The 26,659-nt window shown below is 64.3% G+C and carries 22 protein-coding genes and 1 pseudogene; 16 read left to right on the top strand and 7 right to left on the bottom strand.

Annotated features, from left to right (window positions below):
* Window positions 1–124: 124 nt before the first annotated feature.
* The gene (locus X750_RS138210) at window positions 125–931 is read right to left on the bottom strand and encodes an IclR family transcriptional regulator (RefSeq protein WP_023748648.1); all 807 of its coding nucleotides are present in this window, start codon (window positions 929–931) and stop codon (window positions 125–127) included.
* 228 nt (window positions 932–1,159) lie between these two features.
* Here X750_RS138210 and X750_RS138215 point away from each other — a divergent pair, with 228 nt between their 5' ends.
* The 4 genes from X750_RS138215 to X750_RS138230 are packed head-to-tail and all read left to right on the top strand — an operon-like array spanning window position 1,160 to window position 5,669.
* The gene (locus X750_RS138215) at window positions 1,160–2,212 is read left to right on the top strand and encodes an ABC transporter substrate-binding protein (protein WP_023748647.1); all 1,053 of its coding nucleotides are present in this window, start codon (window positions 1,160–1,162) and stop codon (window positions 2,210–2,212) included.
* 27 nt (window positions 2,213–2,239) lie between these two features.
* Complete coding sequence (locus X750_RS138220) at window positions 2,240–3,739, top strand: sugar ABC transporter ATP-binding protein (protein WP_023748646.1); 1,500 nt, start codon at window positions 2,240–2,242, stop codon at window positions 3,737–3,739.
* Window positions 3,736–4,701, top strand: a complete 966-nt coding sequence (locus X750_RS138225; RefSeq protein WP_023704489.1) for an ABC transporter permease — start codon at window positions 3,736–3,738, stop codon at window positions 4,699–4,701. The genes X750_RS138220 and X750_RS138225 overlap by 4 nt, the downstream gene beginning before the upstream one ends.
* A complete protein-coding gene (locus X750_RS138230) occupies window positions 4,698–5,669 on the top strand; it encodes an ABC transporter permease (protein ID WP_023748645.1) in 972 nt (323 codons plus the stop codon). Before X750_RS138225 ends, X750_RS138230 begins: the two co-directional genes overlap by 4 nt.
* Here the strand turns inward: X750_RS138230 and X750_RS138235 are convergent.
* The gene (locus tag X750_RS138235; RefSeq protein ID WP_023707958.1) at window positions 5,643–6,584 is read right to left on the bottom strand and encodes an amidohydrolase family protein; all 942 of its coding nucleotides are present in this window, start codon (window positions 6,582–6,584) and stop codon (window positions 5,643–5,645) included. The genes X750_RS138230 and X750_RS138235 overlap by 27 nt on opposite strands.
* A gap of 71 nt (window positions 6,585–6,655) precedes the next feature.
* Between X750_RS138235 and X750_RS138240 the strand changes: the two genes are divergently transcribed.
* From X750_RS138240 to X750_RS138255, 4 genes are read left to right on the top strand one after another with little or no spacing between them, the layout of a single operon-like run.
* Window positions 6,656–7,981, top strand: a complete 1,326-nt coding sequence (locus tag X750_RS138240; protein ID WP_031243566.1) for an alanine racemase — start codon at window positions 6,656–6,658, stop codon at window positions 7,979–7,981.
* A 37-nt stretch (window positions 7,982–8,018) separates the two neighbouring features.
* Window positions 8,019–8,363 (top strand): RidA family protein, encoded by a 345-nt coding sequence (locus X750_RS138245; RefSeq protein ID WP_023670576.1) that lies wholly within the window; start codon window positions 8,019–8,021, stop codon window positions 8,361–8,363.
* A 2-nt stretch (window positions 8,364–8,365) separates the two neighbouring features.
* A complete protein-coding gene (locus tag X750_RS138250; protein ID WP_023748643.1) occupies window positions 8,366–9,376 on the top strand; it encodes a succinylglutamate desuccinylase/aspartoacylase family protein in 1,011 nt (336 codons plus the stop codon).
* 21 nt (window positions 9,377–9,397) lie between these two features.
* Window positions 9,398–10,579, top strand: coding sequence for a hypothetical protein (locus X750_RS138255; RefSeq protein WP_031243564.1), 1,182 nt, complete (start codon window positions 9,398–9,400; stop codon window positions 10,577–10,579).
* A 74-nt stretch (window positions 10,580–10,653) separates the two neighbouring features.
* Here the strand turns inward: X750_RS138255 and X750_RS138260 are convergent, their stop codons facing one another.
* Genes X750_RS138260 through X750_RS138270 form a run of 3 tightly spaced genes read right to left on the bottom strand, consistent with a single transcriptional unit; the run spans window position 10,654 to window position 13,818 of the window.
* A complete protein-coding gene (locus tag X750_RS138260; protein WP_023748641.1) occupies window positions 10,654–11,505 on the bottom strand; it encodes a TIGR01459 family HAD-type hydrolase in 852 nt (283 codons plus the stop codon).
* Window positions 11,502–12,791 carry an FGGY-family carbohydrate kinase gene (locus X750_RS138265; RefSeq protein WP_023748640.1) on the bottom strand — a complete coding sequence of 430 codons (1,290 nt, stop codon included), beginning with the start codon at window positions 12,789–12,791 and terminating at the stop codon, window positions 11,502–11,504. Before X750_RS138265 ends, X750_RS138260 begins: the two co-directional genes overlap by 4 nt.
* On the bottom strand, window positions 12,775–13,818 hold the full coding sequence (locus tag X750_RS138270; protein WP_023748639.1) for a class II aldolase/adducin family protein: 1,044 nt from the start codon (window positions 13,816–13,818) through the stop codon (window positions 12,775–12,777). The genes X750_RS138265 and X750_RS138270 overlap by 17 nt, the downstream gene beginning before the upstream one ends.
* 193 nt (window positions 13,819–14,011) lie before the next feature.
* Between X750_RS138270 and X750_RS138275 the strand changes: the two genes are divergently transcribed.
* From X750_RS138275 to X750_RS138305, 7 genes are all read left to right on the top strand, one after another.
* The gene (locus tag X750_RS138275; RefSeq protein ID WP_023748638.1) at window positions 14,012–14,794 is read left to right on the top strand and encodes a DeoR/GlpR family DNA-binding transcription regulator; all 783 of its coding nucleotides are present in this window, start codon (window positions 14,012–14,014) and stop codon (window positions 14,792–14,794) included.
* Window positions 14,791–16,170 carry an FGGY-family carbohydrate kinase gene (locus tag X750_RS138280; protein ID WP_023748637.1) on the top strand — a complete coding sequence of 460 codons (1,380 nt, stop codon included), beginning with the start codon at window positions 14,791–14,793 and terminating at the stop codon, window positions 16,168–16,170. The genes X750_RS138275 and X750_RS138280 overlap by 4 nt, the downstream gene beginning before the upstream one ends.
* 44 nt (window positions 16,171–16,214) lie before the next feature.
* Complete coding sequence (locus X750_RS138285) at window positions 16,215–17,711, top strand: sugar ABC transporter ATP-binding protein (protein ID WP_050588083.1); 1,497 nt, start codon at window positions 16,215–16,217, stop codon at window positions 17,709–17,711.
* Window positions 17,708–18,700 carry a ribose ABC transporter permease gene (locus X750_RS138290; protein ID WP_023738261.1) on the top strand — a complete coding sequence of 331 codons (993 nt, stop codon included), beginning with the start codon at window positions 17,708–17,710 and terminating at the stop codon, window positions 18,698–18,700. Before X750_RS138285 ends, X750_RS138290 begins: the two co-directional genes overlap by 4 nt.
* Before the next feature lie 76 nt (window positions 18,701–18,776).
* Window positions 18,777–19,715, top strand: a complete 939-nt coding sequence (locus X750_RS138295) for an ABC transporter substrate-binding protein (protein WP_023670567.1) — start codon at window positions 18,777–18,779, stop codon at window positions 19,713–19,715.
* Between the two features lie 65 nt (window positions 19,716–19,780).
* On the top strand, window positions 19,781–20,674 hold the full coding sequence (locus X750_RS138300) for a sugar phosphate isomerase/epimerase (protein WP_023748636.1): 894 nt from the start codon (window positions 19,781–19,783) through the stop codon (window positions 20,672–20,674).
* Window positions 20,675–21,295: 621 nt separating this feature from the next.
* Entirely contained in the window at window positions 21,296–21,538 is a 243-nt protein-coding gene (locus X750_RS138305; protein WP_023670565.1) for a DUF768 domain-containing protein, read from the top strand.
* 33 nt (window positions 21,539–21,571) lie between these two features.
* On the opposite strand, the pseudogene X750_RS01000000163385 reads toward X750_RS138305, so the two are convergent.
* Both X750_RS01000000163385 and xseA read right to left on the bottom strand, forming a co-directional pair.
* Window positions 21,572–22,685: pseudogene (locus X750_RS01000000163385) on the bottom strand (P1 family peptidase).
* 8 nt (window positions 22,686–22,693) lie between these two features.
* Window positions 22,694–24,367, bottom strand: coding sequence for an exodeoxyribonuclease VII large subunit (gene xseA, locus X750_RS138310; protein ID WP_023748633.1), 1,674 nt, complete (start codon window positions 24,365–24,367; stop codon window positions 22,694–22,696).
* Between the two features lie 91 nt (window positions 24,368–24,458).
* Here xseA and X750_RS138315 point away from each other — a divergent pair, with 91 nt between their 5' ends.
* A complete protein-coding gene (locus tag X750_RS138315; protein WP_023748632.1) occupies window positions 24,459–26,657 on the top strand; it encodes an EAL domain-containing protein in 2,199 nt (732 codons plus the stop codon).
* The last annotated feature ends 2 nt before the right edge of the window (window positions 26,658–26,659 follow it).

Below are 26,659 nucleotides of genomic sequence, written 5' to 3'. Positions count from 1 at the left end.
GAAGCTCGCTCTACGCCAAGCCGCATGACCAGTTTCATGATCGCCCATTTTGCAGAACTTGACGCACACAACCGAATCCATGTGCCTTTAAGAGGCTTCAACCAGAGGGCACGACGGCTGATCGTCAGCCTCCCGCCAGAGACAGTCCACGGGCGCGCTCGCGCAGCAAGGCAAGCAGTTCGTCGCGCCGTGGCTCCGGCGTGTCGACGGGTAACACCAGACACAAGGTCCTTTTGATGGCGCCGTGGCCGTCATGGATGGGCGCTGCCATGCACCAGGTGAAGCGGTCCGCCAGAGCGGCGGTCTCGCTGAAACCCTGCCGGTGGGCCAGGGCAACATCGGCAAAGAATTCGGCTGGTGCAATGATGCGGCCGTCGGGAAGCTTGTAGTCGCCAGATGGGATGAAATCCCTCAACTCTTGCTCGTTCATATGGCCGAGGAGCAGCCGTCCGGATGCCGTCCATGGGATCGGCACCTCAACCCCAACATCGCTTGAGATCCGGAACGGGCCCGGCGAATCTCGGCAGTCAAGAACGACGTATTTGTTGCCACGCAGGCCGCATAGCTGGACCGTCTCGCCTGTCTCGGCGGCCAACTTATCCAAGGTCTCGATGATGCGACGGTAATGGGCATTGTGATGTGAGTAGGCCCAGCCGAACAGATGCATGGCGCGTCCGAAATAGACGTAACCTTCACCGCCGACGTTTTCGAGCATTTCGGCGTCGAGTAGGCTGTTGACGATCTCGTAGGTGGTCGAACGCGGCGCGCCGATCATTTTGGCGATGTCGCCGACGCGCATTGGCGCGCGGTGCCGCAGCAACGCCTCGAGCAGCATGATGACGCGGTCAATGCCGCGTCGTCGTTCGCCGTTGCGCGGCTCCGCGCCGGCTTCCTTCCCGATCGCATCGTTAGTGCCGTCGCTCATGACCATCCGCCAAAATCATTTCGGTTCTCGTCTCAAGGCGCTTGAAAGATGTCAAGGCTCGGTCTAGCATCCAATTTGTCCGATATACAGACACATTGTCTGAAATACCAGACAAACTAACGAGCCTGACGCAGACAAATCCCTAGAGGACACACGGTTTCCAAGACCCGGCGACCGACGGGTTCCTCGCCCTTGTTCTGCACGTCGAGGCCACAACCTCTGAAGGGAACAGTCATGATGAAATCACCGTTTTTCGCATCCGCCAGCGCGCTTTGCCTCGGTCTCGTGCTGAGCTTTGGCGTCGCCTCGCAGGCCAATGCCGCCGCCAACTGCATCAAGGGCGACCGCAAGGCGCCGTACACGATCGGCTGGGCCAACATCTATTCCGTGCCGACCTGGATGAAGCAGACCCAAGGCACGATCGAAGCCGAAGTCGAGACCCTGAAGAAGCAGGGACTGGTCGACAAGCTCGTCGTCACCGACGCTCAGGGCGATGCCAACGTCCAGATCCAGCAGATTCAGTCGATGATCGATTCCGATGTCGACGCCATCATCCTGATCGCCGGTTCGTCGACCGCACCGGCACGCGTTCTGGCCGACGCCTGCGCCAAGGGCATCGCCATCATCAACTTCGACAGCCTCGTCGACACCGACAAGGTCACCGCCAAGGTCAACACCGATTCTTCGCAATGGGGCGACCAGGCCGCCAAGTTCCTGATCGACGCCATCGGCGGCAAGGGCAAGATCCTGATCCTCAATGGCCCCGCCGGGGTTTCGGTCAGCGATGACAGGCGCAAAGGCGCCGACGCTGAGCTCAAGGCCCATCCCGACGTGACGGTGCTTGCCGAGACCAACACGCCCTACAACGTCGCGCCGGCACAGGAAGCCGTCACCAGCCTCCTCTTCGCCAACCCCGAGATCGACGGCATCCTGTCGCTCGGCGGCGCTCTGTCGGCAGGCGCCGTGCTGGCCCTCGACAAGCAGGGCCGTGAACAGGTGCCGATCACCGGTGAGAACGCCCGGCAGTTTTTGGAACTCTGGAAAGAAAAGGGCTTGAAGAGCTGGGCGACGATGCAGCCGAACTGGCTCGGCGCCTTCGCAACCTACACTGCCGTCCAGGCGCTGGAAGGCAAGGATGTGCCGGCTTTCGTCAAGATTCCGCTGCCGGTAATCGACAATTCCAACATCGACGAATACCTCGCCCGGGCCAAGGACTTCCCGGCTGACGGCTACATCTTTTCTCCTTACGATGAGGAGCTGTTCAAGAAGCTGCTGGCTCAGAAATAAGCCTGAAGGGTTGTAGCGTTGACAACCATGGCTCCGCTGCTCGCGGCGCGGGGTGTGTCGAAGTCTTTCTTCGGCAACCCCGTCCTGCGCGACGTTTCAATCGCTCTCCATCCGGGCCGCGTGCATGCGCTGCTCGGCGAGAACGGCGCCGGAAAGTCGACCTTGATCAACCTTTTGTCCGGCGCCTTGAGACCGGATGGCGGGACGATCGAGGTCGATGGACGCGCGGTCTCACGCATGACGCCGGCTGTTGCGCGGCAGGCCGGCATCGCCGTCGTCCAGCAGGAACTCAGCCTGACGGCCAGTCTTTCCATCGCCGAAAATATTGGTCTCGGCGCCTATCCCAAACGGTTCGGCCTGATTGACTACCGCGAACTCGCTGCGCGGGCGAGGACCGCATGCGAACTTGTCGGGCTGCACGAGCCGCTGTCGACGCCGGTCGGGCATCTGTCGCTCGGCCGCCGCCAAATGGTGGAGATCGCCAAGGCGCTCTACCGCCGGCCGCGCGTGCTCATTCTCGACGAACCGACATCGTCGCTATCGGCAACCGAAACCAAAATTCTCACCGATCTGCTGCAGCGGTTGCGCGGCGAAGGCATCGCCATTCTCTACATCTCGCACCGACTGAACGAAGTCATGGCGCTGTGCCAGCACGTCACCGTTCTGAAGGACGGCACCTGCACGGCCGACCGCACCCTGGAAGGCACCGACGCCGCCGGGTTGGTTCGGCTGATGGTCGGCCGCGATCCCGGTGATCTTTTTCCGCAATGGCAGCCTTCCAGTTTGCCTGCCGACGCTATCTCTGTCCGAAATCTTTCGGCCGGCCTGATGCGCGACGTCGATCTTGATATCAAAACGGGCGAAGTGCTTGGCATTGGCGGCCTGGTCGGGCAAGGGCAGGAAGATCTGCTGCTCGGTCTCTACGGCGCCATTCCGGCACGGACGGCGTCGGCGACCGTCAACGGCGCCTCCGGCCTGCCCGGCGGCGTGCCTAAAGCCAACGCGCTGGGGCTGGCCTATGTGCCCGCGGATCGCAAGCGCGAGGGCCTGCACCTGGTCCATCCCATCATCACCAACATGATGCTGCCCGCCTTTGCCAGGCTGCCGGCGCTGAAGCTGCGCAGCCGCCGCGCAGAGGGCGAGACGGCCAAAAGCCTTGCCGCCCAACTCGGCATCAAGGGTCACCTCGGCCGGGCGGCGCAGGCTCTATCGGGCGGCAACCAGCAGAAGGTGGCGCTGGCGAAATGGATGCCGCACGACCCGCTGGTGCTTCTGCTCAACGATCCGACGCGCGGCGTCGACGTCGAAACAAAACGTGAGATCTACATGATGCTTCGCAATTTCGCCGCCGCCGGCAAGGCGGTCGTGCTGCTCAGTTCCGACACGCCCGAACTCGTGCACCTTTGCGACCGTGTAGCCATCGTCCGCGAAGGCCGCATCGTCGCCATGCTGGCGCGTGGAGCGCTGAGCGAGGAAGCCATCGTCTCCGCGGCGATGGGCGCCGAACAGCGGAAGGTTGCGGCATGAACACATCTTCCTCCGCCCGGCAGACCGATGCGCTCTACTGGCCGGTGCAGATGCGTCGCAATGTCGGCATGCGCAGCCTGTTTGCCGTCGTCCTGGTGTTTCTCATCGCCTATGGCGTCCTCTTTCCGGGCCTGTTCACGGCGTCCGGCTTCGCCAAATTCACCCAGAGCTGGTTTCCATTGGCGCTGGTCGCCATGGCGCAGGCGATCCTGATGCTCACCGGCGGCATCAGCCTAGCCATCGGCGCGACGGTCAGCTTGGGCGCGGTCATCGCCGCGACGACGATGGCCGGGCCGCTGGGCGTCGCCGGGGGCACTGCCGCAGTGGCGCTGACGGGCCTCGGCATCGGGGCGGCGACCGGCTTCATCGTGGTACGGCTTCGGCTGCCGGCCATCGTGGTGACGCTTGCCGGGTCGTTCATCACCGGCGGCGCCGCACTGCTGATCCTGCCGCGGCCCGGCGGCGCAATCCCGGCGTGGCTGTCCGACCTGCTTGCCGGCAACACACCGGCGGCATTCGTGCTGCTGGTGGTCATCATTCTCCTGTGGAAGCTCTATCTCGCCACGCCGCTTGGCTTGAGCCTCTATGCCGCCGGCGAGAATCCGGTCGGCGCCTATCGCTCCGGCGTGCCGGTCGACGGCGCGCGCATTGCGGCCTATGCGATCAGCGGTCTGCTCTCCACTGGCGCCGGCTTGTTCGTCGCCGCACAGACCGGTTCGGGCGACCCGGTCATCGGCGCCGCCTTTACCCTGAACTCGATTGCCGCTGCGGTGCTCGGCGGCATCGGCTTCCTCGGCGGCCAGGGCACGATGCGCGGCGCGCTTGCCGGCAGCCTGCTGCTCAGCCTGATGATCAGCGTCATGTTCTTCCTCGGCTTCACGCCGGTCGCACAATATGTGGCCCAGGGCCTGATCATCATCGGCGCGGTCGCCATCCCGCAATTCCGCAAGGCACAGCAATGACAGCATGGAATGACAGCGCGGGCGGCAAACGCGCCCTGACGGTCCTGCGCAGCCGGCCGTTTCTCACCGTTGCCATCGTTGCCGCGGTCTGGATCGTGGCGAGCTTCGTTTCGCGCGGCTTCGGCGCTTATGGCCATCTGCGCTATCTGGTGGAGCTCGGCGCCGTCATCGGCCTGGTTGCCGCGGGCCAGACTTTTGTGGTGATCGCCGGCGGCATCGACCTTTCCGTCGCGGCCATCGTCACGGTCAGCGCCGTCAGCCTGCCGCTGCTGTCTTGGCAGGTGGATCCGACCGGCATCACCGCCATTCTTGCCGTTCTGGTGCTGACCACGGCAATCGGCCTGGTCAACGGGCTCGGCGTCGCTTTGCTGCGCGTCCACCCGATGATCATGACATTGGCCATGGCGACATTCTTGCAGGGTCTGTTGATCATCATCGCCGGCGGCAGCGCCGTGACCGCCGAGAACCCGCTGGTCCACTGGCTCGGCAATGGCCGGCCGGCCGGCATTCCCGCTGGCGTATTGTTGTGGGTGGTCGTCTCGGTGATCGTGCTGACCACGATGCATGCGACATCGCTCGGCGCCCGGATTTTCGCCATGGGCGCCAACCCACTTGCCGCGGCATTGTCCGGTGTTCCGGTCACGTCCACGACGCTTGCGGTCTACGGCATCAGCGGCTTCTGCTCGGGACTTGCCGGCGTGCTCGTGTTGGGCATGAACGGACAGGGCTATGTCGGCATCGGCGATCCCTATCTGCTCGCCTCGATTGCCGCCGTGGTCCTCGGTGGCACCTCGATCCTCGGCGGGCTCGGCACCTATGCCGGCACCATCCCCGGCGCCATCCTGCTGGTCACCATCACCGCGCTGATTACCGTCGTCAACGCATCGCCCGGCTGGCGCAGCATCCTGTTCGGCTCGCTGATCCTCGGCCTGCTGCTGCTCTCAGGCCGGGAGCAGGCGCGCCGATGACACATCGTCGAGCCGATAGATGCGCTTTGCGTTGCCGAAGAACAGCGCCGTCTGCTCGTCGGCGGAAAAGTCCGCTGTGATGGTTTTGAAGCCGTCATATATGTCATCGAACGAGGCATGCAGGCCGGCGACCGGAAAGTCGCTGCCGAACATAGCGCGACCGGTGCCGAAACAATCGATGCAATGCAGGACGACGGGCTCCAGACTGTCGAGCGTCCAGTCATGATCGTAGGCGACCAGATCCGATATTTTGATGGCGACGTTGTCGCATTGCGACAGAAGCCGCAGCCCGTCGCGCCACACCTGCATGCCATCGGCGTCGCGGTCGATCGGGCTACCGCAATGGTTGAGCACGAATTGCTGGTTGGGGAGGGCCCTGGCAAGCCGCCCCGCGTCGGCGAGCTGGCGCGGAAACACCATCAGGTCGAAGGCCAGCCGATGCTGGCCAAGCAAGGCAAGCCCGGCGCGCCAGGCCGGATCGTCCATGATGCTGTCACGGGCCGCAAAACGGCGGGCAGGGTCGGGATCCCAGCTCAATATGTCGCGCACGCCGGCGACACGCTCGAACGCGGCTTGCGCTTCGATCAGCGCAGGCGCCTGGCGATCGGCGAGCGGCACGTGAACGACATAGCGGGCGGCGACGCCGCGCGATTTGTCGAGTGCTTCAAGCCAGCGCGTTTCTCCGATGCAGTCGCCACTCGCCCAGCCGGCTTCGACATGGACGGTGGCGACGACATTATGCCCTATGGCATCGCGCGCATAATCCCCGGGCAGATAGTTCCGCCGCAAGGGGCCAAGCTCGCCCAGGCCGCCGCGCTCGCCGGCCGTGGCGGCGAGCCAGGGATGCCGTCCCAGGCTGAGATCCCAAAGATGATGATGGGCGTCGATGATCGGTCCGGCGTAAGGTTCTGGCACGTATCTCTCTCAGGCTGTGACCGGCGATCGATTCTGGCTTCGTTCTGCGACGGTGAAAGGGTTAGCATCGGATGACTGAAAACTCACCGGTTCCAGCCCTTTCGGTGCACGAAAATTTTCAGCTCGACGACCGCATCCGCGGCGTGCCTCCCGGCACAACCGGGCTTGACAGCAGCCTTGTCGCGGCCGAGCACTGGCATCCGGCCGATGGACGCATGGCGCTTCCGGTGCTGACCCTCGACGAGGCGGCCTTCTCCGCCAATCGCGACCTGTTCCTGCGCTATGCGCGCGAACACAATGTTGCGATCGCTCCGCATGCCAAGACGCCGATGGCGCCCGACCTTGCCCGGTCGCTGGTCGAGGCCGGCGCATGGGGCACGACGGTCGCCGACATCAGGCAAGCGACAGTGATGCTGAAGGCCGGCTTGACACGGCTGATCATCGCCAATGAGGTTGGCGGAGCCGGCGGCGCCAACCGGCTGGCCGTGCTTGCTGGTGCCTGGCCGGATGCCGAGCTCTATGTCTTTGCCGACTCGGTCGACGCCGTGAACGCGCTTTCCGAGGCTTGGCGCGCCAATGCGGCACTGCCGCCTTTGCATGTGCTGGTCGAACTTGGTGCGGGCAGGGCGGGCGCCCGCACCACCGCGCAAGCCGAGGCCATCGCCGATGCGATCACGGCTGCCGGCGGGCGGCTGCTGATAGCCGGCGTTGCGACCTATGAAGGGGCGGCGGCGCAACCCGAGCCCGGTCGCACCGATGAGGTGATATCCGGCCTGCTGGCGATGACCGCCGACATGTTCCTGCGGCTGCGTGCCCGCGTCGGCGGCGACGCACCCCTGATCGTCACGGCCGGCGGCTCCGCCTTCTTCGACCAGGCGGTCGCGGCGCTTGCACCCCTCGTTTCCAGCGACGGCAACGCAACGCTGGTGCTGCGCAGCGGCGCCATCTTCTTCCACGACCACGGCACCTATGACCGTTCGCTCGGCGCCCTCGATGCCCGCAAGGGTTTTGCCATAGGCGGCATCAGCGCTTCGGCGCGGCATTCCTTTCGCCCTGCGCTACGCCTGTGGGCCGAAGTGCTGTCGCGGCCGGAGCCGGGCCTTGCCATCTGCGGCATGGGCATGCGCGACGTGTCGTTCGACCAGGGCTTTCCAACGCCGCTCACCGTCTTTCGTGCCCGCAAGCCGCTGCCGATGCCGGCGGCGCGCGCCGAGGTGGTCAAGCTCAACGACCAGCATGCCTTCCTGTCGATTGCGCCGAGCGACGACATCGCCGTCGGCGACGTCGTCGAATTCGGCATCTCGCATCCCTGCACCTGCCTCGACCGTTATCGCGTGATCTTCGGCGTCGACGCGACCGGCCACGTCCGCCACGCTTTTCCCACCTGGTTCGGCTGACCAGATCCCCAAAAAGAGAACCTCGAAAGGATCCGATATGATCAAGTATTTTCAGTCCGGCTCGCGCATGTCGCAGGCAGTCGTCTATGGCGGCCTCGTTCACATAGCCGGCCAGGTGGCCAACGATCGCAAGGCCGGCATCGAAGGCCAGACCAGCGACGTGCTGGCCAAAGTCGAGGCGCTGCTGGTCGAGGCCGGCAGCAGCAAGTCGAAGCTGGTGGCGGTCAACATCTTCCTGCCGCAGATCGGTGATTTCGAGGCCATGAACAGCATCTACGACGCCTGGATCGATCCTGCCCGGCTGCCGGCGCGGGCCTGCGTCGAGGCGCGGCTTGCCGACCCTGATTTACGCATCGAAATCACCGCGGTCGCGGCGGTCTGACCATGCACACCGGCCTCGCCCACACGCTCGAGTTCGACCGCGACGGCAAGACGCTCAGCCATCTCAGCATCCCGTTCTCGATCGATCGCTCGCCCTACTTTCAGGTCAAGGTGCCGATCTGCCTCATCCGCAACGGCGACGGCCCCACACTGCTTTTGATGGCCGGCAATCACGGCGACGAATATGAGGGCGAGCTGTCGCTGGCAAAACTGGTGCGCCGGCTCGATCCGAAGCGCATCAAGGGCCGCATCACCATCATGCCGATGGCCAACGCCCCTGCGGTGATGGCCGCCAAGCGCTGCTCGCCGCTCGACGGCGGCAATCTCAACCGGGCCTTTCCCGGCGATCCCTCGGGAACGCCGACAAGCCGGCTCGCCAATTTCCTTGAGACGGAGCTGTTCCCCCGTCACGACGTCGTCTTCGATATCCATTCGGGCGGCACGTCGATGGAGCATCTGCCGACCGCGCTGGTCGAACGCAACGCCGATCCCGAGCGCCACCGGCGTGGCGTCGAGCTGATGCGCACGCTCGGCATGCCCTACGGCTTTATCGCTGACAACGGCCAGGCCTCGCCAACCTCGATGGGCGCAGCGCGCCGCGCCGGCGCCCTCGGCGTCAGCGGTGAGTTCGGCGGCGGTGGCACCGCAACGGTCGATTCAATGGCGATCACGGCCCGCGCACTCGACCGTCTGATGATAGCAATGGGTGTGGTCGACGCGCCGGTCCTTGGCGCAGGCGAAAAGCCTTCGGCGCCGACAAGGCTGCTGTCCCTGTCCAGGCACAGCCAGGGCCTCTATGCCACCCGCCGCGGCTGGTTCGAGCCCGCCGCCAGGCTCGGCGACAGTGTCACTTCAGGACAATTGGCCGGCTGGTACCACGATCTCGAGCGGCTCGATGTTGCCGAGGAGGCCCTGCATTTCGCCGAAAGCGGCTTGGTGCTGTCGCGCCGGCTGCACACGATGTGTGAGGCGGGCGACTGCCTAATGCAGGTCGCAGAGCCGGTCGACGGCTGAGCCAAAGGCAGAGGATATTCCATGCAGCAACTGTCCATGTGGACCTATCCCTGGGACATCCAGGATCTCGGCCTGGAGACGGTCGAACGTGATCTTGTCGAGCGCGCCGGGCTCAACATGATCAGCCTGGCGACATCCTATCATGCCGGGCGCTTCCTGCAGCCGCGCAGCCCGCGCCGCAAGGCCTATTTCCCTGAGGACGGCACCATCTATTTCAAGCCGACCGCTGCGCGCTGGGGAAGTCTAGCCATCCAGCCCAAGGTGGCTGACGTGATCGCTGAGGGCGGCGACGTGCTCGGTCAGCTTATCCGCAGGCGCGACGCAGGCGGGCTAGGCGTTTCGTGCTGGACGGTCTGCCTGCACAACACCCGCCTGGGCATGCTGCATCCGCAGGCCGTCACCCGCAACGCCTTCGGCGATGCCAACTACTACAATCTCTGCCCGTCCCATCCCGATGCGCGCGCCTATGTCCGCGCGCTGATCGCCGACATCTCGCACAGCTACCGGCCGGACCGGATAGAACTTGAAAGCCCGTCCTTCATGGGCTTTGCCCATGAATACCATCACGAGAAGGACGGTGTCGGGCTGACGCCGGAAGACGATTTTCTTTTGTCTCTGTGCTTCTGTCCGTCCTGCGTCGCCCGTGCGGCAAAAGCCGGCATCGATGCCGAGGCGGCGCGCAAGCTGACCAGGCAATGGATCGTCGAGACCTGCGAGCGTGCGGTGCCTGAGCGGCGCTTTCCCGATTTCCCCGCCTGCGGCCTCGACGCCTTTGCCCCGTGGCCGGAGCTCCATGCCTATCTCTTGTGGCGATTCGAGCCAGTGACCAGCCTGGTCGCCGAACTGCGCGAGGTAGCCGATCCCACGACGCGGGTCGTTATTATCGATCTGAAAGACGGCTGGCTTGGCGGTTGCGATCTGGCAGCGCTGGGCAAGGTCTGCGACGGGGCGATCCTGTGCGCCTACGACATGCAGGCCGGCGATGTCGCCAGCCTGATGGCGGCCGGCCGTGCGGCACTGGGCGCGGACAAATTCCTCGGCGCCGGCTACCGGCTGTTCTATCCGGAAATGGCCCGCCCCGACATCCTCGCGGCCAAGGTGAAGCCGGCGCTGGCGCCCGGTGTGGACGGCGTCAATTTCTACAATTACGGCCTCATTCCAGCCGCGCGGCTCGACTGGATCCGCGCTGTTCGGCAGTCTTGAGCCAGCCGGCCAATGCTCGTGGCCACGAGGCGTTGAGGCCGGATTCGGGCGCGAGCGCTGCCGGGTTAATCAAATCAGCGAAACCTGAAGCCATCCATGGTGTAATCCGGGTAGGCGTCCATCGTGTCTAATAGGTCGAACAGGTCAGGTGTGTCCGCCAATATTCCTGACAGAACCAGCACCGTGGCCACGCCGGCAGCAAGTCCGCCGGCGATGTCGTGTTCGACGCTGTCGCCGACGCAGACCACAGTGCTGCGGTCTGGATTGCCTGCCACCGCTAGCGCAGCGCCGAATATAGTGGGGTAAGGCTTGCCGATACGCGTGACGCTACCACCGAGGTCCTCGTAGAGATCCGCCAGCCGGCCGGCGCCGAAGCGCGGCCCCACTGCCGTTAGCATGATCTTGTCAGGGTTGGTGCAAAAGCATGGCACCTGCCGCACCGCAGCCGGCGCAAGAAGCCGGCGATAGTGCTCAAGATCGTAGCGGTCGCCCTCGCTGGCCGAAATCAGCACCAGCCCGGCATCGTCACCGTCCTTGGTCAATGCGAAGGGCAGACCTTCGATCGCCGAGCGGTCATCGTCGCGGCTTATCAACAGGCATTTCGTGTTTGGCAGTAGCTTTCCGGATACCGCCATGTCGTGGAAGAACTCCCACGCGACCTCGCCGGAAGAAACAAAATGGTCCCAGCTTCCCGGTTCGAAGCCGAGCTTTAGCAGCCGGCTCTCGTTAGGCCCCGCCCGCTTGCCGGAGTTCGAGATCAGCACAATGGTCTTGCCGGCGCGCTTCAGCGCCGACAGTGCTTCCACCGCCCCTGGATAGGGGCTGGCGCCGTCATGGAGCACCCCGAACTGATCGAGCAGGAAAAAATCATAGCGCTCGGCCAGCTGGTTGACGCCGTTGAGGTGTTCGACTGTTTTCGCGCTCATAGAAGCCCCGCCGCGCTTGCGCCCGTCAGCGCCAGCCGCGCCGTGCCGGCGGCGGCTTCGTGCGAAAGCGCCGGCAGGAAATCAACACCAAGTCTGCGCTGCCGGATCGCCGTCCAGGCGGCATTCGCCGCACCGCCGCCGACGCTTCTGACCGACGTCAGCCGCGGCGCGCCGAGCTCTGCGAGCCTGTCATAGCCGAGCGCCTCGATCGCGGCGATACCCTCCAACATGGCTTTCAGATAGTCGGCGTCCTCCACCGGTCGCGGCACAAGACGAGGCGGCAGTGCCGGATCGGCGATCGGAAAGCGTTCGCCTGCAGTGGCAAGAGGATAGTAGTCGAGGCCGGTCTCGGTCATCGGGTCGATCGCCATGCTCAGCTCGACGATGCGCGCCAGAGGGAAATGTTGTGTCAGCACCTTGCCGCCGGAGTTCGATGCGCCGCCCGCCAGCCAGACATCTCCAAGCCGATGGCTGTAGATGCCGAAGCGTGGCGCCGAGATAGGCCGGTCGGACAGGATCTTGACGGTCAACGACGACCCCAGCACGGTGACGCCGTCGCCTATTGCCGCGGCACCTGTCGCCAGGAACGAGGCGCAGCCATCGGTCGTTCCGGCGACGACGGCGATTTCGCGCGGTAAGCCGAACATATCCGCGGCATCCGCGGTTAGCTTGCCGACGACATCGCCCGGCCTGACGACGCCGGGCAGCAACTCCATGCGCATTTCGGTGGCCGCAATCCAGTCCGGCCAGCAGCGGGCCGTGATGTCGTAACCGGTTTTCAAGGCATTGTTCTCGTCGCTGACATCGAAGCGACCGGAGAATTGTCCCGCGATCCAGTCCGCCTGATGCAGCACCGCGGCAACACCGGGCGTGCGCTGGAACCAGAGCGCCTTGGCAAGACCGGACGTTGCCCCAAGTGCGGCACTGGTCGCTGGGGCTTCGCGAGCGATCGCGACCAGAATGGCGTTGTCGGCGACCGTATCGTTGTACATCAACGGCTCGGCCAGCGGCCGCCCGGCGCCGTCGACCGGCAGCAACGTACCTGAAGTGCCGTCAACAGCGATCGATCGGACCGCTGTTCGGTCGATGCCCGAAAGCAGTTCCGCCAGCGCTGCGCCGACCGCTGACCACCACACTGCAGGGTCGCGGGCATTCCGGCCAAACAACTCGAGCGAAACGGCGGAACGCGCGGCAATGGAAAAATCTGGACGCATGGCGACCGCGCGCGCGCCGGACGTGCCGATGTCGATGCCTATGGCAAGCGGCGTGTCAGCGGCTGGCGGCATTGAGTTTCTGGCGATACTTCTCGGCGTCCCAGTTGACCAGTTCATCGTTCTCGGCGGCGGTGAGGTAGTTCAGCCGCGCTGCAATGTCGATGCGTGCCGTCACGTCGGCAAGGCAGCGTTGCATGGCGTCGGCGCCGGCACTGGCGTCGCCGCGCATCAGCACGCCCAGCCCGGGAAACAGGATCGCCACGGGCTTTGCACCGCACCGCTCGATGACGCGCGGCACATCCTCACCGGGCTTTGCCACCACCGACCCCCGACCCAGAAAGATGACGTGATCGGGGTAGAGGCTGCCCCCGGACGCCATGCGGCGGCTTTCGGGATCGATGGCGACCGCGTGCGCCTCGATTTCCGCCGGCAGCCTGTAACCGGTTTTCCCGGCCAGCGCCGCCAATCCCGCAACATCCGGTTCCGCCACTTGGCGCGCCGGCCGCGCCAGAAGCAGCGTGACGCGGCGCAGCAGCACTTCGGCCTCGGCGACGGTATCGGCCGCGACGACCAGCCCGTGATTGGCAAGGATCAGCACGTCGACCTCAGCCTGAAGCCGCTCGGCAATACCCTGGGCAAGCGGCAGGCCTGGACGGAAATAAGGAACATACGCCCATTTGAGACCATCAAGGCGTCTGGCGGCTTCCACCTCGCAATCGGCCTGTACCGCCAGCGAAATGGTCTCGACGCAATGGACATGCAGGACGACGCGCTGCGGCATCAAAGCGTGAACGGTGGTTTCAATCGAAGGGCGCAGGCGCCGGGCGTTGAGCGTCTCGATGGCGAAGATCTGCGGCTGGTCGGCGGCGCTGTCGCGCTGTTCGACAGCCCTGAGCAGCGGCGCCATCGCCACCGGGACCATGATGTCTTCGGAGAGCGCATCCTTCAGCCATGTGCCGGAAGCCTTGATCCACAGCGTGTCGCCGGCTTTCAGCGAGGTGTTGCCGCCGGCGGCCTGGGTCAGGTTTGGATTGCGCCCGATGCTGGCCGAAAGCGCCCGCAAGGCAGCCATTTCCTGCGCATCCGCATAGGTCGCCATGGCGCATTTCCTCTATCAGCTCCGCCAGCCTCGCAGCTTCGGATACCCGTCGTGGGATGTTGATGTGTATCGCAGATGCGAGCGACTTACGTCAATAGTGATCTAATGTCATCAAAGGTTCTTGCAATCGGAAAGATGTTGAGTAAGTTGCGTCAAATGCCGTGGCAAAAACGGCTTCTGGGAGGAAAAACGATTGAGCGACTCCGGCCGCCAGCGTCAGATCGTCGAGTTGCTGCGGGATCGCCCCTTCGCGTCGGTGCGCGAACTGCAGGAGCAGCTCGGCGTGTCGGCGGCGACGGTGCGGCGCGACATCGACAAGATCGACGAGGCCGGTGAAGCACGGAAGGTCTATGGCGGTATCTCGGCGCTCGACGGCGCTTCACAGGCGGGTGTTGCCTATGCCAGGCCCTATGACGAGAACCGCGACCTCGCGGTCGAGGCCAAGCGGCAGATCGCCGCTCTCGCGGCCACGATGGTGCGCGACGGCGATGCGGTCATCGTGCATGGCGGTTCGACCTGCTTCCACCTCGGGGTCAAGCTCGCCGAGCGCAGCATCCGTCTCTATACCAATTCGATGCCGCTCGCGGCCTATCTGAGCGACCACGGCCATTGCAGCCTGACCGTTGCCGGCGGCGATCTGCATCGTGAGCCGGGCATCATCCATTCACCGACCCAGGCGGAGCCGTTCTACGCGTCGAAGTTCTTTCTCGGCGCCCAAGGCCTTGGCCAGGAGGGCGTGCTGGAATCGCACCCGCTGCTGGTCCGCTCCATCGCCGATCTCAGCCTGTGTGCCGACCAGATCGTGGTGCTGGCCGACAGCCGTAAGCTGTCGATCCACGCCCGTAACATCGCGCTGCCCTTGTCGCGCATCGGCACGCTGGTGACCGATGACGGCCTGTCCGACGTCGACGCGCGCATGCTGGAAGGCGCGGGCGTCATGGTGCGCATCGCTTCGGCTTCGGGAGCCATCCAGTGAAGATGGCCGTCCTCGATTTCGGCAAGACCAATTCGAAGCTGTTCGTCTTCGCTCAGGACGGGCGCATCGTCGACGAGCGCCGGACCCGGCCGAACTGGATGCGCAAAGATGGCTTCAGCGTGCTTGATGAGGCAGCACTTCACGATTGGGCGGTTCGCGCCGTAAGCGAGGCCGCCGACATCCATGGCGTAGAGGGCGTGATGGTGTCGGGCCATGGCTGCACCTTTGCCCTGGTCGACGAGGCGGCGCTGACGCATCCGATACTCGATTACGAGCAAGAGCCGCCGGCTGATATTGCCGCGCAAATTGATCGCCTCGTTCCGGATTTCACCGAGACCTTCTCGCCGCGATTGCCGCTCGGCTTCAACTACGGTCGCCACATGCTGTGGCTACAGGCGGTGCAACCCGGTGCATTCACGGCCGCGAAATCGATCCTCGGCTATCCACAATACTGGAGCTGGCGGTTTGGCGGCCGGGCGGTCTCGGAAGTGTCCTATCTCGGCTGCCACTCGCATTTATGGGCGCCGCGCAAGCGCGACTTCAGTTCGCTGGTCGACATCGAGGGCTGGCGCGACCGGATGCCCGCCTTCGAGCGGGCGGGCTCGGTTATCGGCGAGCAACGCCTCGGCGACACGAAGCGGCGGATCGCCATCCACAATGGTGTCCATGACAGCAATGCCGCGCTCCATGCCTATCGCCGGCAGGAGCTTGGCCCGGTCACCGTCGTCTCGACCGGCACCTGGGTCGTCGTGCTTAATCCGGATTGCCTGCTCGACGAGCTCGATGGCCAGCGCGACATGCTGGTCAATGTCGATGTCGACGGCGGCCCTGTGCCGACCATCCGCTTCATGGGCGGGCGCGAATTCGCCACGATCAGCGACGGCTGGCAAGGCGCGATCGCGCCGGCGGCGGTGCAGCGGGTGATCAACGCCGGCAGCATGGCGCTGCCGAGCTTCGCGCCGGGCGGCCCAATGCCCGGCCGCGCCGGCAAATTGGTCGGTCGGATGCCGAGCGCCGAGGAACGCGCAGCCGTGGCGCTGCTCTACGTCGCGCTGATGGTCGACCTCTGCCTCGACCAGATCCATTCGGACAACACCGTGATCGTCGATGGCGGACTGAACGCTGGCGGCCTGCTCGCCGGGCTAGTGGCGCAACTGCGTCCCAGCCAGGCCTTCCTGCAAGGGGCCACACTGGAGGGCAGCGCCACCGGGGCGGCGGCGCTGGCCTTCGAGACCGTCGGCCGCGAATTTGCCGCGGAAGTGCCGGAGCCCGTGCGTGCTGCAAGCTTCACCGGACTTGCCCGATATCGCGACACATGGCGTGGCCTCATCGGCGAGCAGGGCATCCCCCGCGCGGCAGCGGGAGGCGCACGGTGATCGTCGCTGCTCAGGCCGAAGTCACGCGCCAGCCAGTGCTGGAAATGCGGCACATCTCGAAGACGTTCGGGCCAGTCCGCGCCTTGCAGGACGTGTCGCTGACCGTCCATGCCGGCGAAGTCCATGCGCTGATGGGTGAAAACGGTGCCGGCAAGTCGACTTTGATGAAGGTGCTGTCCGGCGCCTATCGGCCTGATGCCGGCGGCGAGATACTGATCGACGGCGTGCCGGTCGCCACCGGCGACCCGATCAAGGCGCGGGCTCACGGCATTGCGGTTATCTATCAGGAACTGTCGCTGGCGCCCAACCTGACGGTCGCGCAGAACATCTTCCTCGGCAATGAGCCGAGGCGTTTCGGCATCGTCGACCGCGACCAGTGCTACCGGCGCAGCAATGAGATCATCAAGCGTCTCGGCGTGTCCTTCTCCGCACGGGCCCAGGTTTCCAGCCTGTCGCTCGGCGAGCGTCAGCTGGTCGAAATCGCCCGCGCGCTTTCGACCAGCGCGCGCATCATCGTCATGGACGAGCCAACCACCTCGCTGACCTCGCGCGAGACCGACCGTCTGTTCGAGGTCATCGCGACGCTGAAGTCGCAAGGCATCGCCATCATCTACATCAGCCACCGCATGGAAGAGGTCTACCAGTTGGCCGACCGTGTCAGCGTGCTGCGCGACAGCGGCTATGTCGGCACGCTCGAGCGCGCCGAGCTGAACGCCTCGCGCCTCGTCTCGATGATGGTTGGCCGCGACCTGTCCGCTTTTTACAGGAAGGATCATCGCCCGCCGGACAACAAGCGCGCGGTCGCCTTGTCGGTGCGCGGCATGGCGGACGGCAATCTCCTGAAGAACTGCTCCTTCGAACTGTATAAGGGCGAGGTGCTGGCTTTGGCTGGCCTTGTCGGCTCGGGCCGCACCGAACTCGCGCGACTGATCTTCGGTGCCGACAGACGCATCGCCGGCACGCTGGAACTCGACGGCAAGCCCGTAACCATCGGCTCGCCAAGCGAGGCACTGAATGCCGGCATCGCCTATCTCACCGAGGACCGTAAGGAGCTCGGCCTCTTTCTCGACATGTCGATCTCCGACAACATCAGCATGGGCGTGCTGGCCAGGGATGCGCGGCCCGGCGGCTTGCGCGATTTCAAAGCCGCCGAGAGACGTGCTGCCACTGCCGTTTCGGATCTCTCCATCCGCACCAGGTCGGTACAGGCCAATGCCGGTTCGCTGTCGGGCGGCAACCAGCAGAAAGTGTTGCTTGCCCGCCTGCTCGAGACCGAGCCGCAAGTGGTCATCCTGGATGAACCGACGCGCGGCGTCGATGTCGGAGCGAAGTCGGAAATCTACCGGCTGATCGACAATCTCGCCAAAAAGGGCATCGCCATCCTGATGATCTCCAGCGAACTGCCGGAGGTGATCGGCGTTGCCGACCGCGTGCTGGTAATGCGCGACGGCACGATTGCCGGCGAGGTTACGGCGTCCAAAGACCAGCCGCTGCGCCAGGAAGCAATCATGGAACTTGCAACGGGAGCGGCTAAGGGATGACCGACAAGGCGACCGAGATCAGTGGCCAGGTTGTCGGCAGGAGCCGGCGGTTGCGCACCGCCTTCGCCGCCCTTGGTATGCTGCCGATCCTGATCCTGCTTGCGGTCGGCTTTCAGTTGATGAACGCGCGCTTCTTCACCCAGACCAATTTGCTGATCGTCATGCAGCAATCGTCGATCAACATTGTGCTGGCAGCGGGCATGACCTTCGTCATCCTGACCGGCGGGATCGACCTGTCCGTCGGCTCGATACTTGCCGCCTCGGCGATGGTGGCGGTGATGGTGTCGCTGGTGCCTGATTGGGGACTGCTGGGCGTGCCGGCGGCCATTCTCGTCGGCCTCGGCTTCGGCGTCATCAACGGGCTGCTGATCGCCTATATCAGACTGCCGCCCTTCATCGTCACGCTGGGGTCGCTGACCGCTGTGCGCGGCGTCGCCCGCCTGCTCGGCCAGGACACCACGGTGTTCAACTCGGACCTGCCGTTCGACTTCATCGGCAACGGTACGCTGTTCGGCGTTCCCTGGCTGGTCATCATCGCCTTGTCGGTCGTGGTGCTGTCCTGGCTGGTGCTCAAGCGCACCGTGCTCGGCACCTGGATCTATGCCGTCGGCGGCAATGCCGAAGCGGCGCGGCTGACCGGCATCAAGGTGCCGCTGGTGCTGCTCTTTGTCTATGGCGTTTCCGGCCTGCTGGCCGGCCTTGGCGGCGCCATGTCAGCGGCCCGGCTCTATGCGGCCAACGGGCTGCAGCTTGGGCAGTCTTACGAACTCGACGCCATTGCCGCGGTCATTCTCGGCGGCACCAGCTTCGTCGGCGGCGTCGGCTCGATCTGGGGTACGCTGATCGGTGGCCTGATCATAGCGGTGCTCTCCAACGGGCTTATCTTGGCCGGTGTCTCGGACATCTGGCAGTACATCATCAAGGGATTGGTCATCATCGTGGCAGTCGCCCTCGACCGCTACAGGCTCCAGGCAGGAGCGAGAACGTGATTGACCTTGGTCGCCGGCGTAAACGACCGGTTTGTGTAACGCACCGTGAGAGGCGCGGGGCAATTGGAGGAAAGCAATGAAGACCATCGCTAAACTGCTCTGCGGCGTCGCACTCGCGGCTGCCGCCATCGCGCCCGCATCGGCCAAGGACCTCAACAAGGTCGGCATCTCGGTCGGCCTGCTCGGCAACCCCTTCTTCGTCGCCACCATCAAGGGCATCGAGGACGCGGCCAAGAAGATCAACCCGAAGGTCGAGGTGACGTCAGTGTCGGCCGACTACGACCTCAACAAGCAGGTCTCTCAGGTCGATTCCTTCATCGCCGCCGGGGTCGACGTGATCATGCTCAATGCGGTCGATGCCAAGGCGATCGGCCCGGCGGTGAAGAAGGCGCAAGCAGCGGGCATCGTCGTTGCCGCCTTCGACGTCTCGGCGCCAGGCGCCGACGTCACCGTCATGACCAACAACGTCAAGGCCGGCGAAGAGGCCTGCCAGTACCTGGTCGACCACACCGGCGGCAAGGGCGACTACGTCATCCTCAACGGCCCGGCGTCGTCGTCGATCCTGGAGCGGGTGAAGGGCTGCAAGGACGTCCTTGCAAAACACCCGGACATCAAGATCCTCTCCGACGACCAGAATGCCGAAGGCTCGCGCGACGGCGGCCTGAAGGTCTTTCAGTCGCTGCTGACCCGCTTCGACAAGATCGATGCGGTGTTTGCCATCAACGATCCGACGGCGATCGGCGCCCAGCTTGCGGCCAAGCAGCTCAATCGCTCGGAGTTCATCTTCACCGCAGTGGATGGAGCGCCCGATATCGAGAAGGAACTCGCTTCCGGCACCTCGATGATCAAGGCCTCGGCTTCGCAGGATCCCTATGTGATGGCTGGCCAGTCGCTGACGATGGCGGCTGAGCTGCTTGCCGGCAAGAAGCCGGCGGAGCCGACCGTGCTGCTCGACCCGAAGCTGATCACGGCCGAGAACCTGAAAGACTACAAGGGCTGGACCGCAGCCCGCTAAGCCTCCCAAGGCCGATGCGGCCGGGGCAACCCGGCCGCATCTCAATTCAGAAACGGGAGACGATCATGTCGCGCAGCGGTATTCATTCCTTCGTCTGGTCGGCGAGTTCGGCGCAAGGCGACCTCGAACGGACGCTGGCCAACACCAAGGAGGCCGGTTTCGACCTGATCGAGTTCTCCTATCTTGACCCGGCCAATGTCGACGTTGGCGGGTTGGCCAGGCGCATCGCCGACCTCAAGCTCGGCGTCGCGATCAGCATCGGCCTGCCGGCCGACGGCGACATTTCGAGTGCCGACAAGGCGGTTGCCGCGCGCGGCGTCAAGATCCTCAACGAGACGATCGCGCTCACCCGCGATCTCGGCGGCCAGAAGATTGGCGGCATCCTCAGTACCAGCCACGGCTTGCAGACGCAGGCGCCGACGCGCGATCAGTGGAACCGCAGCGCGGGGACACTTGCGAAGGTTGCGGAGACGGCCAAGGCCGCCGGCGTCACGCTCAATCTGGAGATCGTCAACCGCTTCGAAAGCAATCTGCTCAACACCGCTTCACAAGGCCTGGCCTTCATCGCGGACACCGGCTCCGACAACATCTTCCTGCACCTCGATACCTTCCACATGAACATCGAGGAGGCCGATGTCGGACTGGCTATCCGCCATGCCGCTGACAAGATCGGTTATGTCCATATCGGCGAGAGCCATCGCGGTTTCCTCGGCACCGGCAATATCGACTTTGCCGCCATCTTCGATGCGCTGACCGCGATCGGCTATAGGGACGACCTCAGCTTTGAATCCTTCTCGTCGAAGATCGTCGACGAGAACCTGTCACGGAAGACCGCGATCTGGCGCAATCTGTGGTCCGACAATATGGAATTGGCCCGGCATGCGCGCGCCTTCATCTCAATCGGTCTGGAGACGGCGCAGCGAAAGGCAGAGCTTGTTGCATCGAGACATCGTCCTTAGCAGGAGCGCGCTGCCAAAGCGCCAATGTTGTCGTTCATCCGGCCCGCGCCTTACGTGCAAGGAATCGACGTCGGAGGCGCTGAGTGTGGCGGAGGCAGTCGAGCGGGGTGACGCTGACGAGAGCTTTCTGATTTTGGCCCACGAAACGCAATAAAATCAACATCTTCATACGCCCTCCGGGGCCATCCAATCTCCATACTGGACGGGGATGACGTTTGACACAGCGCGGCGGAAAGCAGCAGGATGGCTGATAGAGTCGACATCGCATAATGATGTCACTATATAGCGGCGGCTTCGACCGTGTAGCTGTGGCAGTGTACCACGAAGCAGCAGAAAATGTGTTACGCGTTGTGATCCCTATTGTGATACAAATCGGCCGTCGACAGCAGGAAAAGATCGTAAGAACAACAGCATAGAGCCGATGCCGATCCCGGCCAACGCACCACTCTATCAAACAATCAGAACGTGCTCATTGAACCCTTCCCTTCATTCGGCTCTTCGGACCTCCGACAAGATCAACTTGCCGGGCGAAGCCGACTCGGTTGGAATGGCAGCCTGCATCCTTTACCGGGTGCGGACGTTTACGGTTACCAACCGGCATAGCCGCCAGGGAAAAGCAGTATGAGTGAACATGCGATCGAGTTCTTGCGCGGATGGATCGGTGAAAAGGTCCACTGCCAGCACTCGCCGGTAAAGATCGAGAAGCAGGCCGAGACCCTCGCCAAGGAGTGCGCGGCCAAGGCCGCTGAGGTCGGCATTCCGCTGGAAGATATCCAGGAAGAAGTCGGCGACATCCAGGAACTGATCGCATCGCGGCTCGAAGAGGCGGCCGAGGCCGACCAGAGCAACGCGGCCAAGCCGTGACGCAACAGGCCTGGCGCCGCCAGGCCTTGTCCTCTATCCAAATCGATCTTTCAGCCAGGCCTTCGGCAGCGCCGGCACGAAATTGCCGTCGCGTCCGCTCATATCCTCATTGGCGACCATTGCATTGAGGATCGCCTCCTCTACGCCTTGCGCCACCGCATCGAAGAACGGATCGATATCGACGTCCGGGATGTAAGCGGCGTTTGCGGTTCGTCCCGACGGTGCAAGTGCTGCTTGCGGATTGGCGGTGGTGAAGGCCAGAAAAATGTCGCCCGAACTGTGGTAGCCGAAGCCGCCTGTCATGGCGATGCCGAGCGGCACGCGCTTTGCCAGCCGCTTCAGCTGGTGCGGCAGAAATGGCGCATCGGTGGCGACGATGGCGATGATCGAGCCCTTTTCGGCACGCGGCGTGCCTTCGCGCATCGCCGGCTCTACCAGATCGGGCCCGACGCGGGCGCCGCGCAGTGTGAAATTGCGCCGCTTGCCGAAATTCGCCTGCACGAATACGCCGACCGTATGCCTGATGCCCTGCCACTCGACGATGCGCGATGCCGTGCCCGAGCCGGCCTTGAAGCCAAAGGCAATCATGCCGGTGCCGCCGCCGACACTGCCTTCCTCGATCGCTCCACCGGCGGCACCGTCGAGCGCGGCTTCGACATGTTCGAAGCCGACGTGATGACCGTTGATGTCGTTGAGGAAACCATCATAGGTCTCCGCCGCAACCGGCAGGCCCCAGCCGCTGTCGAGCGCCGCCGGCAGCACGCGTTGCATCCAACGCAGCGTGCCGTCGCGGGTGACGCCGCAGGAATGCGTGTTGGTGATCGTGACGGGCAGGTTGAAGGCGCCGACTTCCTCGATAATGTGCGACCAACTCGCCATTGCCGTTCTGGCTGAAGACACCGGCAAACACCGGCGTGGCGAGCTCAGCCAACGGCCGCGGCAGGATGGCGGTGACGCCGGTGCGCACCGGCCCCGTGCCAACCTCGAGCAGACCCTCGCCGGAAATCAGCGTCGCATAGCCGACCGATACGCCGGGCACATCGGTGATGGTGTTGAAGCCGCCCGGCGTGCCCTCGAAGGCAATGCCGAAAGCACGGGCGCGCGGCTTGCCCGCCGGCGTTTGAAGATGCGGGTCATGTCCGGTCATGCGGTCCTCTAAAAAAGCGAGCCCTGATTGCCCGGTTCTTTCGGTTTGCTGGCCGTCGGCTTTGCGGCGGGTTTGCTGGCGGGCGGCGTGGCCGCTGGTTTGGCAACGGCCTGCACCCGCTCGGTGTCGCCGGTCGCGACTGCATTTACGATGCCGTCGGCGAACTCCAGCTGCAGGCCAGCGCCCGGCGCCACATCAACTGCCAGTTTGATCACCGCGCCGTCGGCATCCTTGACCAGCGCGAAGCCGCGGGCCAGCACAGCCTTGTGCGACAGCGTTGCCATCAGCCTCTCGGATTGGACGATGCGGCCGCGCAGTCGCTCCAGCCTGAGCAGTACCGCTTGCGTGCCGCGTCTCGTCAAAGCTGTCAGAAGATCCCTCTGCACGGTTTGCCGCCGTGCCGTTGGCTCGATCGTAATGCGGCCTTGCAGCAAAGCCAGTTGCTGCCTGTGCCGTTGCAGGGATGCTTTTGCGCATTTTGGCAGTTGATCCGCTGCGCGATTGAGTTCCGCGCGCCGGGCTCTCGCCAATGCGCGCAGCGCCCCCTGGGCGCGCAAAAGGTTGCGGTCGTTGGTTCGTCGCGCCTCGGCAATCCGCCGCGACAGCGTTGCCGGAGTGAGCTTCACGGCGAAGAACCGAGCTCGCTTTCTTTCGGTGGAGACCATCAGCCCCCGGCTAAGCCGGCTGGCCGCCTCGTCCAGCCGCCGTCGCGGCAGCGCCAGCAACTGGTCGGGCGAGGGCAGTGCCCGGGCCGCCGCACGTGAAGCCTGCCGCTTGCGTTCGAAATTGCGCAAGGTGGCTGCTTTGAGACGTGCGCCAAGACTGGCTAGTGTCGCTTCGAGGTCCGCTTTCACCGGCACCGCGATCTCCGCCGCACCTGTCGGCGTCGGTGCGCGGATGTCGGCGACGAGGTCGATCAAGGTCCAGTCGGTCTCGTGGCCGACGGCCGAAATCACCGGGATGCGCGAGGCGGCGACGGCGCGCGCCAGCCCTTCATCGTTGAACCCCCAGAGGTCCTCAAGGCTGCCGCCGCCGCGCGCCACGATCAGAAGGTCGGGCTGGGCAATCGCGCCATCCCAGGCCAGCGCGTTGAAGCCGTTGACGGCGGCCGTCACTTCCGCCCCCGCAGTCTCGCCCTGGACTCTTACCGGCCAGACCAGCACATGCAGCGGAAAGCGGTCCTTGATGCGATGGATGATGTCACGGATCACCGATCCGGTCGGCGAGGTGACGACGCCGATGGTGCGCGGCATGAAGGGCAGCCGCCGCTTGCGGCCGGCGTCGAACAGCCCTTCGGCCTGCAGTCGCCGCTTGCGCTCTTCCAAAAGCGCCATCAGCGCCCCGGCGCCCGCCGGCTCGAGATTGTCGATGACGATCTGGTAGTTGGATTTGCCGGGATAGGTGGTGAGTTTGCCGGTGGCGATCACCTCCATCCCCTCTTCGGGGCGGAATTTCAGCCGGCCCATCGTGCCTTTCCAGACCACCGCGTCAAGCCGCGCGCGGTCGTCCTTCAGCGTGAAATAGGCATGGCCGGAAGAGTGGGCCCCGCGATAGCCGGAAATTTCGCCGCGCACCCGCACATGGCCGAAGACATCCTCGACCGTACGCTTCAGCGCGCCGGAAATCTCGCTCACCGTGTATTCGGTGGCATTGGTTCGTGATTCGGATTCTGCGTCGCTCATCGGCCGATTGAGCGGCTGTTGTCGCTCCGCGTCAAGATTCCATAACTTGATCTTAAGCCTGTCCTGATTGACTCTGGGCCAAGGAGGACGCATGAGCGCCCGCAGACAACGCAGCCCGTTGACGTTCCAGGTCACCCTGACGGTGCTGACGCTTGCCGTTTTTGCACTGGCCATCGTTGTCGGCTTCGGCCTTTACGCCACCATGCAGGCCGACCGGGTCTCGCTCGAGCGGGAGAAGGTTTTCCTTGCCAACGGCCTGCAGGACCAGATCGCCGCGGTAAAGCGCGAGCAGGAAAGCGTCGCCGTCTGGGATGATTCCGTTATAAACGCCAAGGCCGGCAACCAGACCTGGATGGCCGAGAATTTCAGCGTCTGGATGTACTCGTATTACGGCCACAACCGGGTCTATGTGCTGGACAACGCCAACCGGCCGGTCCACGCCATGCGCGAAGGCAAGGTCGTGTCGCCTGCCGTCTTTGGCGAGGACGAACCCGCTTTGCGGCCGACCATCGCCAGGTTGCGCCAGATGATGAGCAAGGACGCAAGCCAGGCCGGCGCAAAATTCGTTGCCGACGATCTGGTCTCGCTTGGCGGTCAGCCTGCCATACTCAGCGTCATGCCTCTGGTGCCGAGTTCGGATCGCGTCACCCAGGCATCCGGCAGCGAATATCTGCATGTCTCCATAGAGTTCATCAACGACGCGGTGATCGGCAAGATCGCGCAGAAATATCTGCTGGCGGGGGCGCATCTCCTGCCGATGGCTCAGCCGCTTGGCTCTGCTGCCATTCCGCTTATCGACAAACAGGGTGTCATCCTCGGCTATATTGCCTGGGACCAGGAACGGCCCGGCCTGACGCTGGTGGGCAAGGCCAGCCCGGCCCTGGCTCTGGCCGCGCTGGTTGCGGCGAGCGTGCTCGCCTTTCTGCTCCGGCGTCTGCGCCGTGCGTCATCGGCGCTGCAGACCAGCCAGGCCCAGGCGCAATATCTCGCCTTTCACGACACGCTCACCGGCCTGCCCAACCGGGCACTGTTCGAGGACAGGCTGCGGCGTGCCTTGCTTACCTCCGGCAATGAAAGCAAGGTCGCGCTGCTTTATCTCGATCTAGATCGCTTCAAGCATGTCAACGACACGCTTGGTCACCCGGCAGGCGACGAACTCGTGCGCCAGACGGCGGCCAGGCTTCAGCATACGGTTCGCGACGTCGACACGGTGGCAAGATTGGGTGGCGACGAATTCGCGGTGATCCTGATCGATGTCCGCGACGTCAGGAACGCAGAGGATATTTCCGAGAGGGTGCTGCAGAAACTGCAGGAGCCGTTCAAGCTGATGGACGATCAGGTCTTTATCAGCGCCAGCATCGGCATAGCCTTGTCGACAGGCCCTGATGCCGACGCAGACGATCTGCTGCGCAAGGCCGACATCGCGCTCTACGAAGCCAAGAAGAACGGCCGTGGCCGCTACCAGGTCTTCGCCGGCGACATGGACGACCTTTTGCTGCGCAAGCGCAAGGTCGAGAGCGAGCTGCGCAGCGCGCTGAATGGCGGCACCGGTATCAAGCTCGCCTACCAGCCGGTCTTTGCCAGCGACGGCAAGACCATTGTCGGCGCCGAGGCGCTGATCCGCTGGGCGCATGAGGTCCATGGCGCACTGCCGGCGGCGCAGTTCATCGCCATCGCCGAGGAACGCGGCATGATCGGGCAGCTCGGCGCATGGGCCCTGCTGGAAGCCTGCCGCTTCGCCGTGAAGACCAAACTGCCGTGGCTCGCCGTCAATGTCTCGCCGCTGCAATTGCGCGACGCCGGCTTTGCCGAAGAGGTTGCCTCGATCCTCGCCGAAACCGGACTGGCGCCGGAGCGCCTGCAGCTCGAAATCACCGAAAACGTTCTCCTGGAAAACAACGACACCACCAGAGCGGCTCTGGCAGCCTTGCGCCAGTCGGGCGTCGGCATTGTGCTCGACGATTTCGGCACCGGCTATTCGTCGCTGAGCTATCTGCGCCGCCATGCCATCGACAAGCTCAAGATCGACCGCTCCTTCGTGCGGCTTCTCGACGGCGACGGCAATTCGGGCGCCATCGTCAAGGCGCTGATCGATCTCGCCGGCGCGCTCAAGGTCGAGGTCACCGCCGAGGGCGTAGAGACCGAGGTGCAAAAGGCGCTGCTGGTCGCCATGGGCTGCCAGCAGCTGCAGGGCTACCTCTTGTCGCCGCCGCTGGAGCCGGCGCAATTGGTGGCGCTGCCCGGCCTGTCGTCGGCCAACGCAACGACGGAGGCGGCAGCGTCGGCCTGATC

The sequence above is a fragment of the Mesorhizobium sp. LNJC391B00 genome, from assembly GCF_000502535.1.
Classification (GTDB): Bacteria; Pseudomonadota; Alphaproteobacteria; order Rhizobiales; family Rhizobiaceae; genus Mesorhizobium.
The sequence above is the reverse complement of the archived record's forward strand: the minus strand, read 5'-3'. Positions and strand labels throughout refer to the sequence as shown.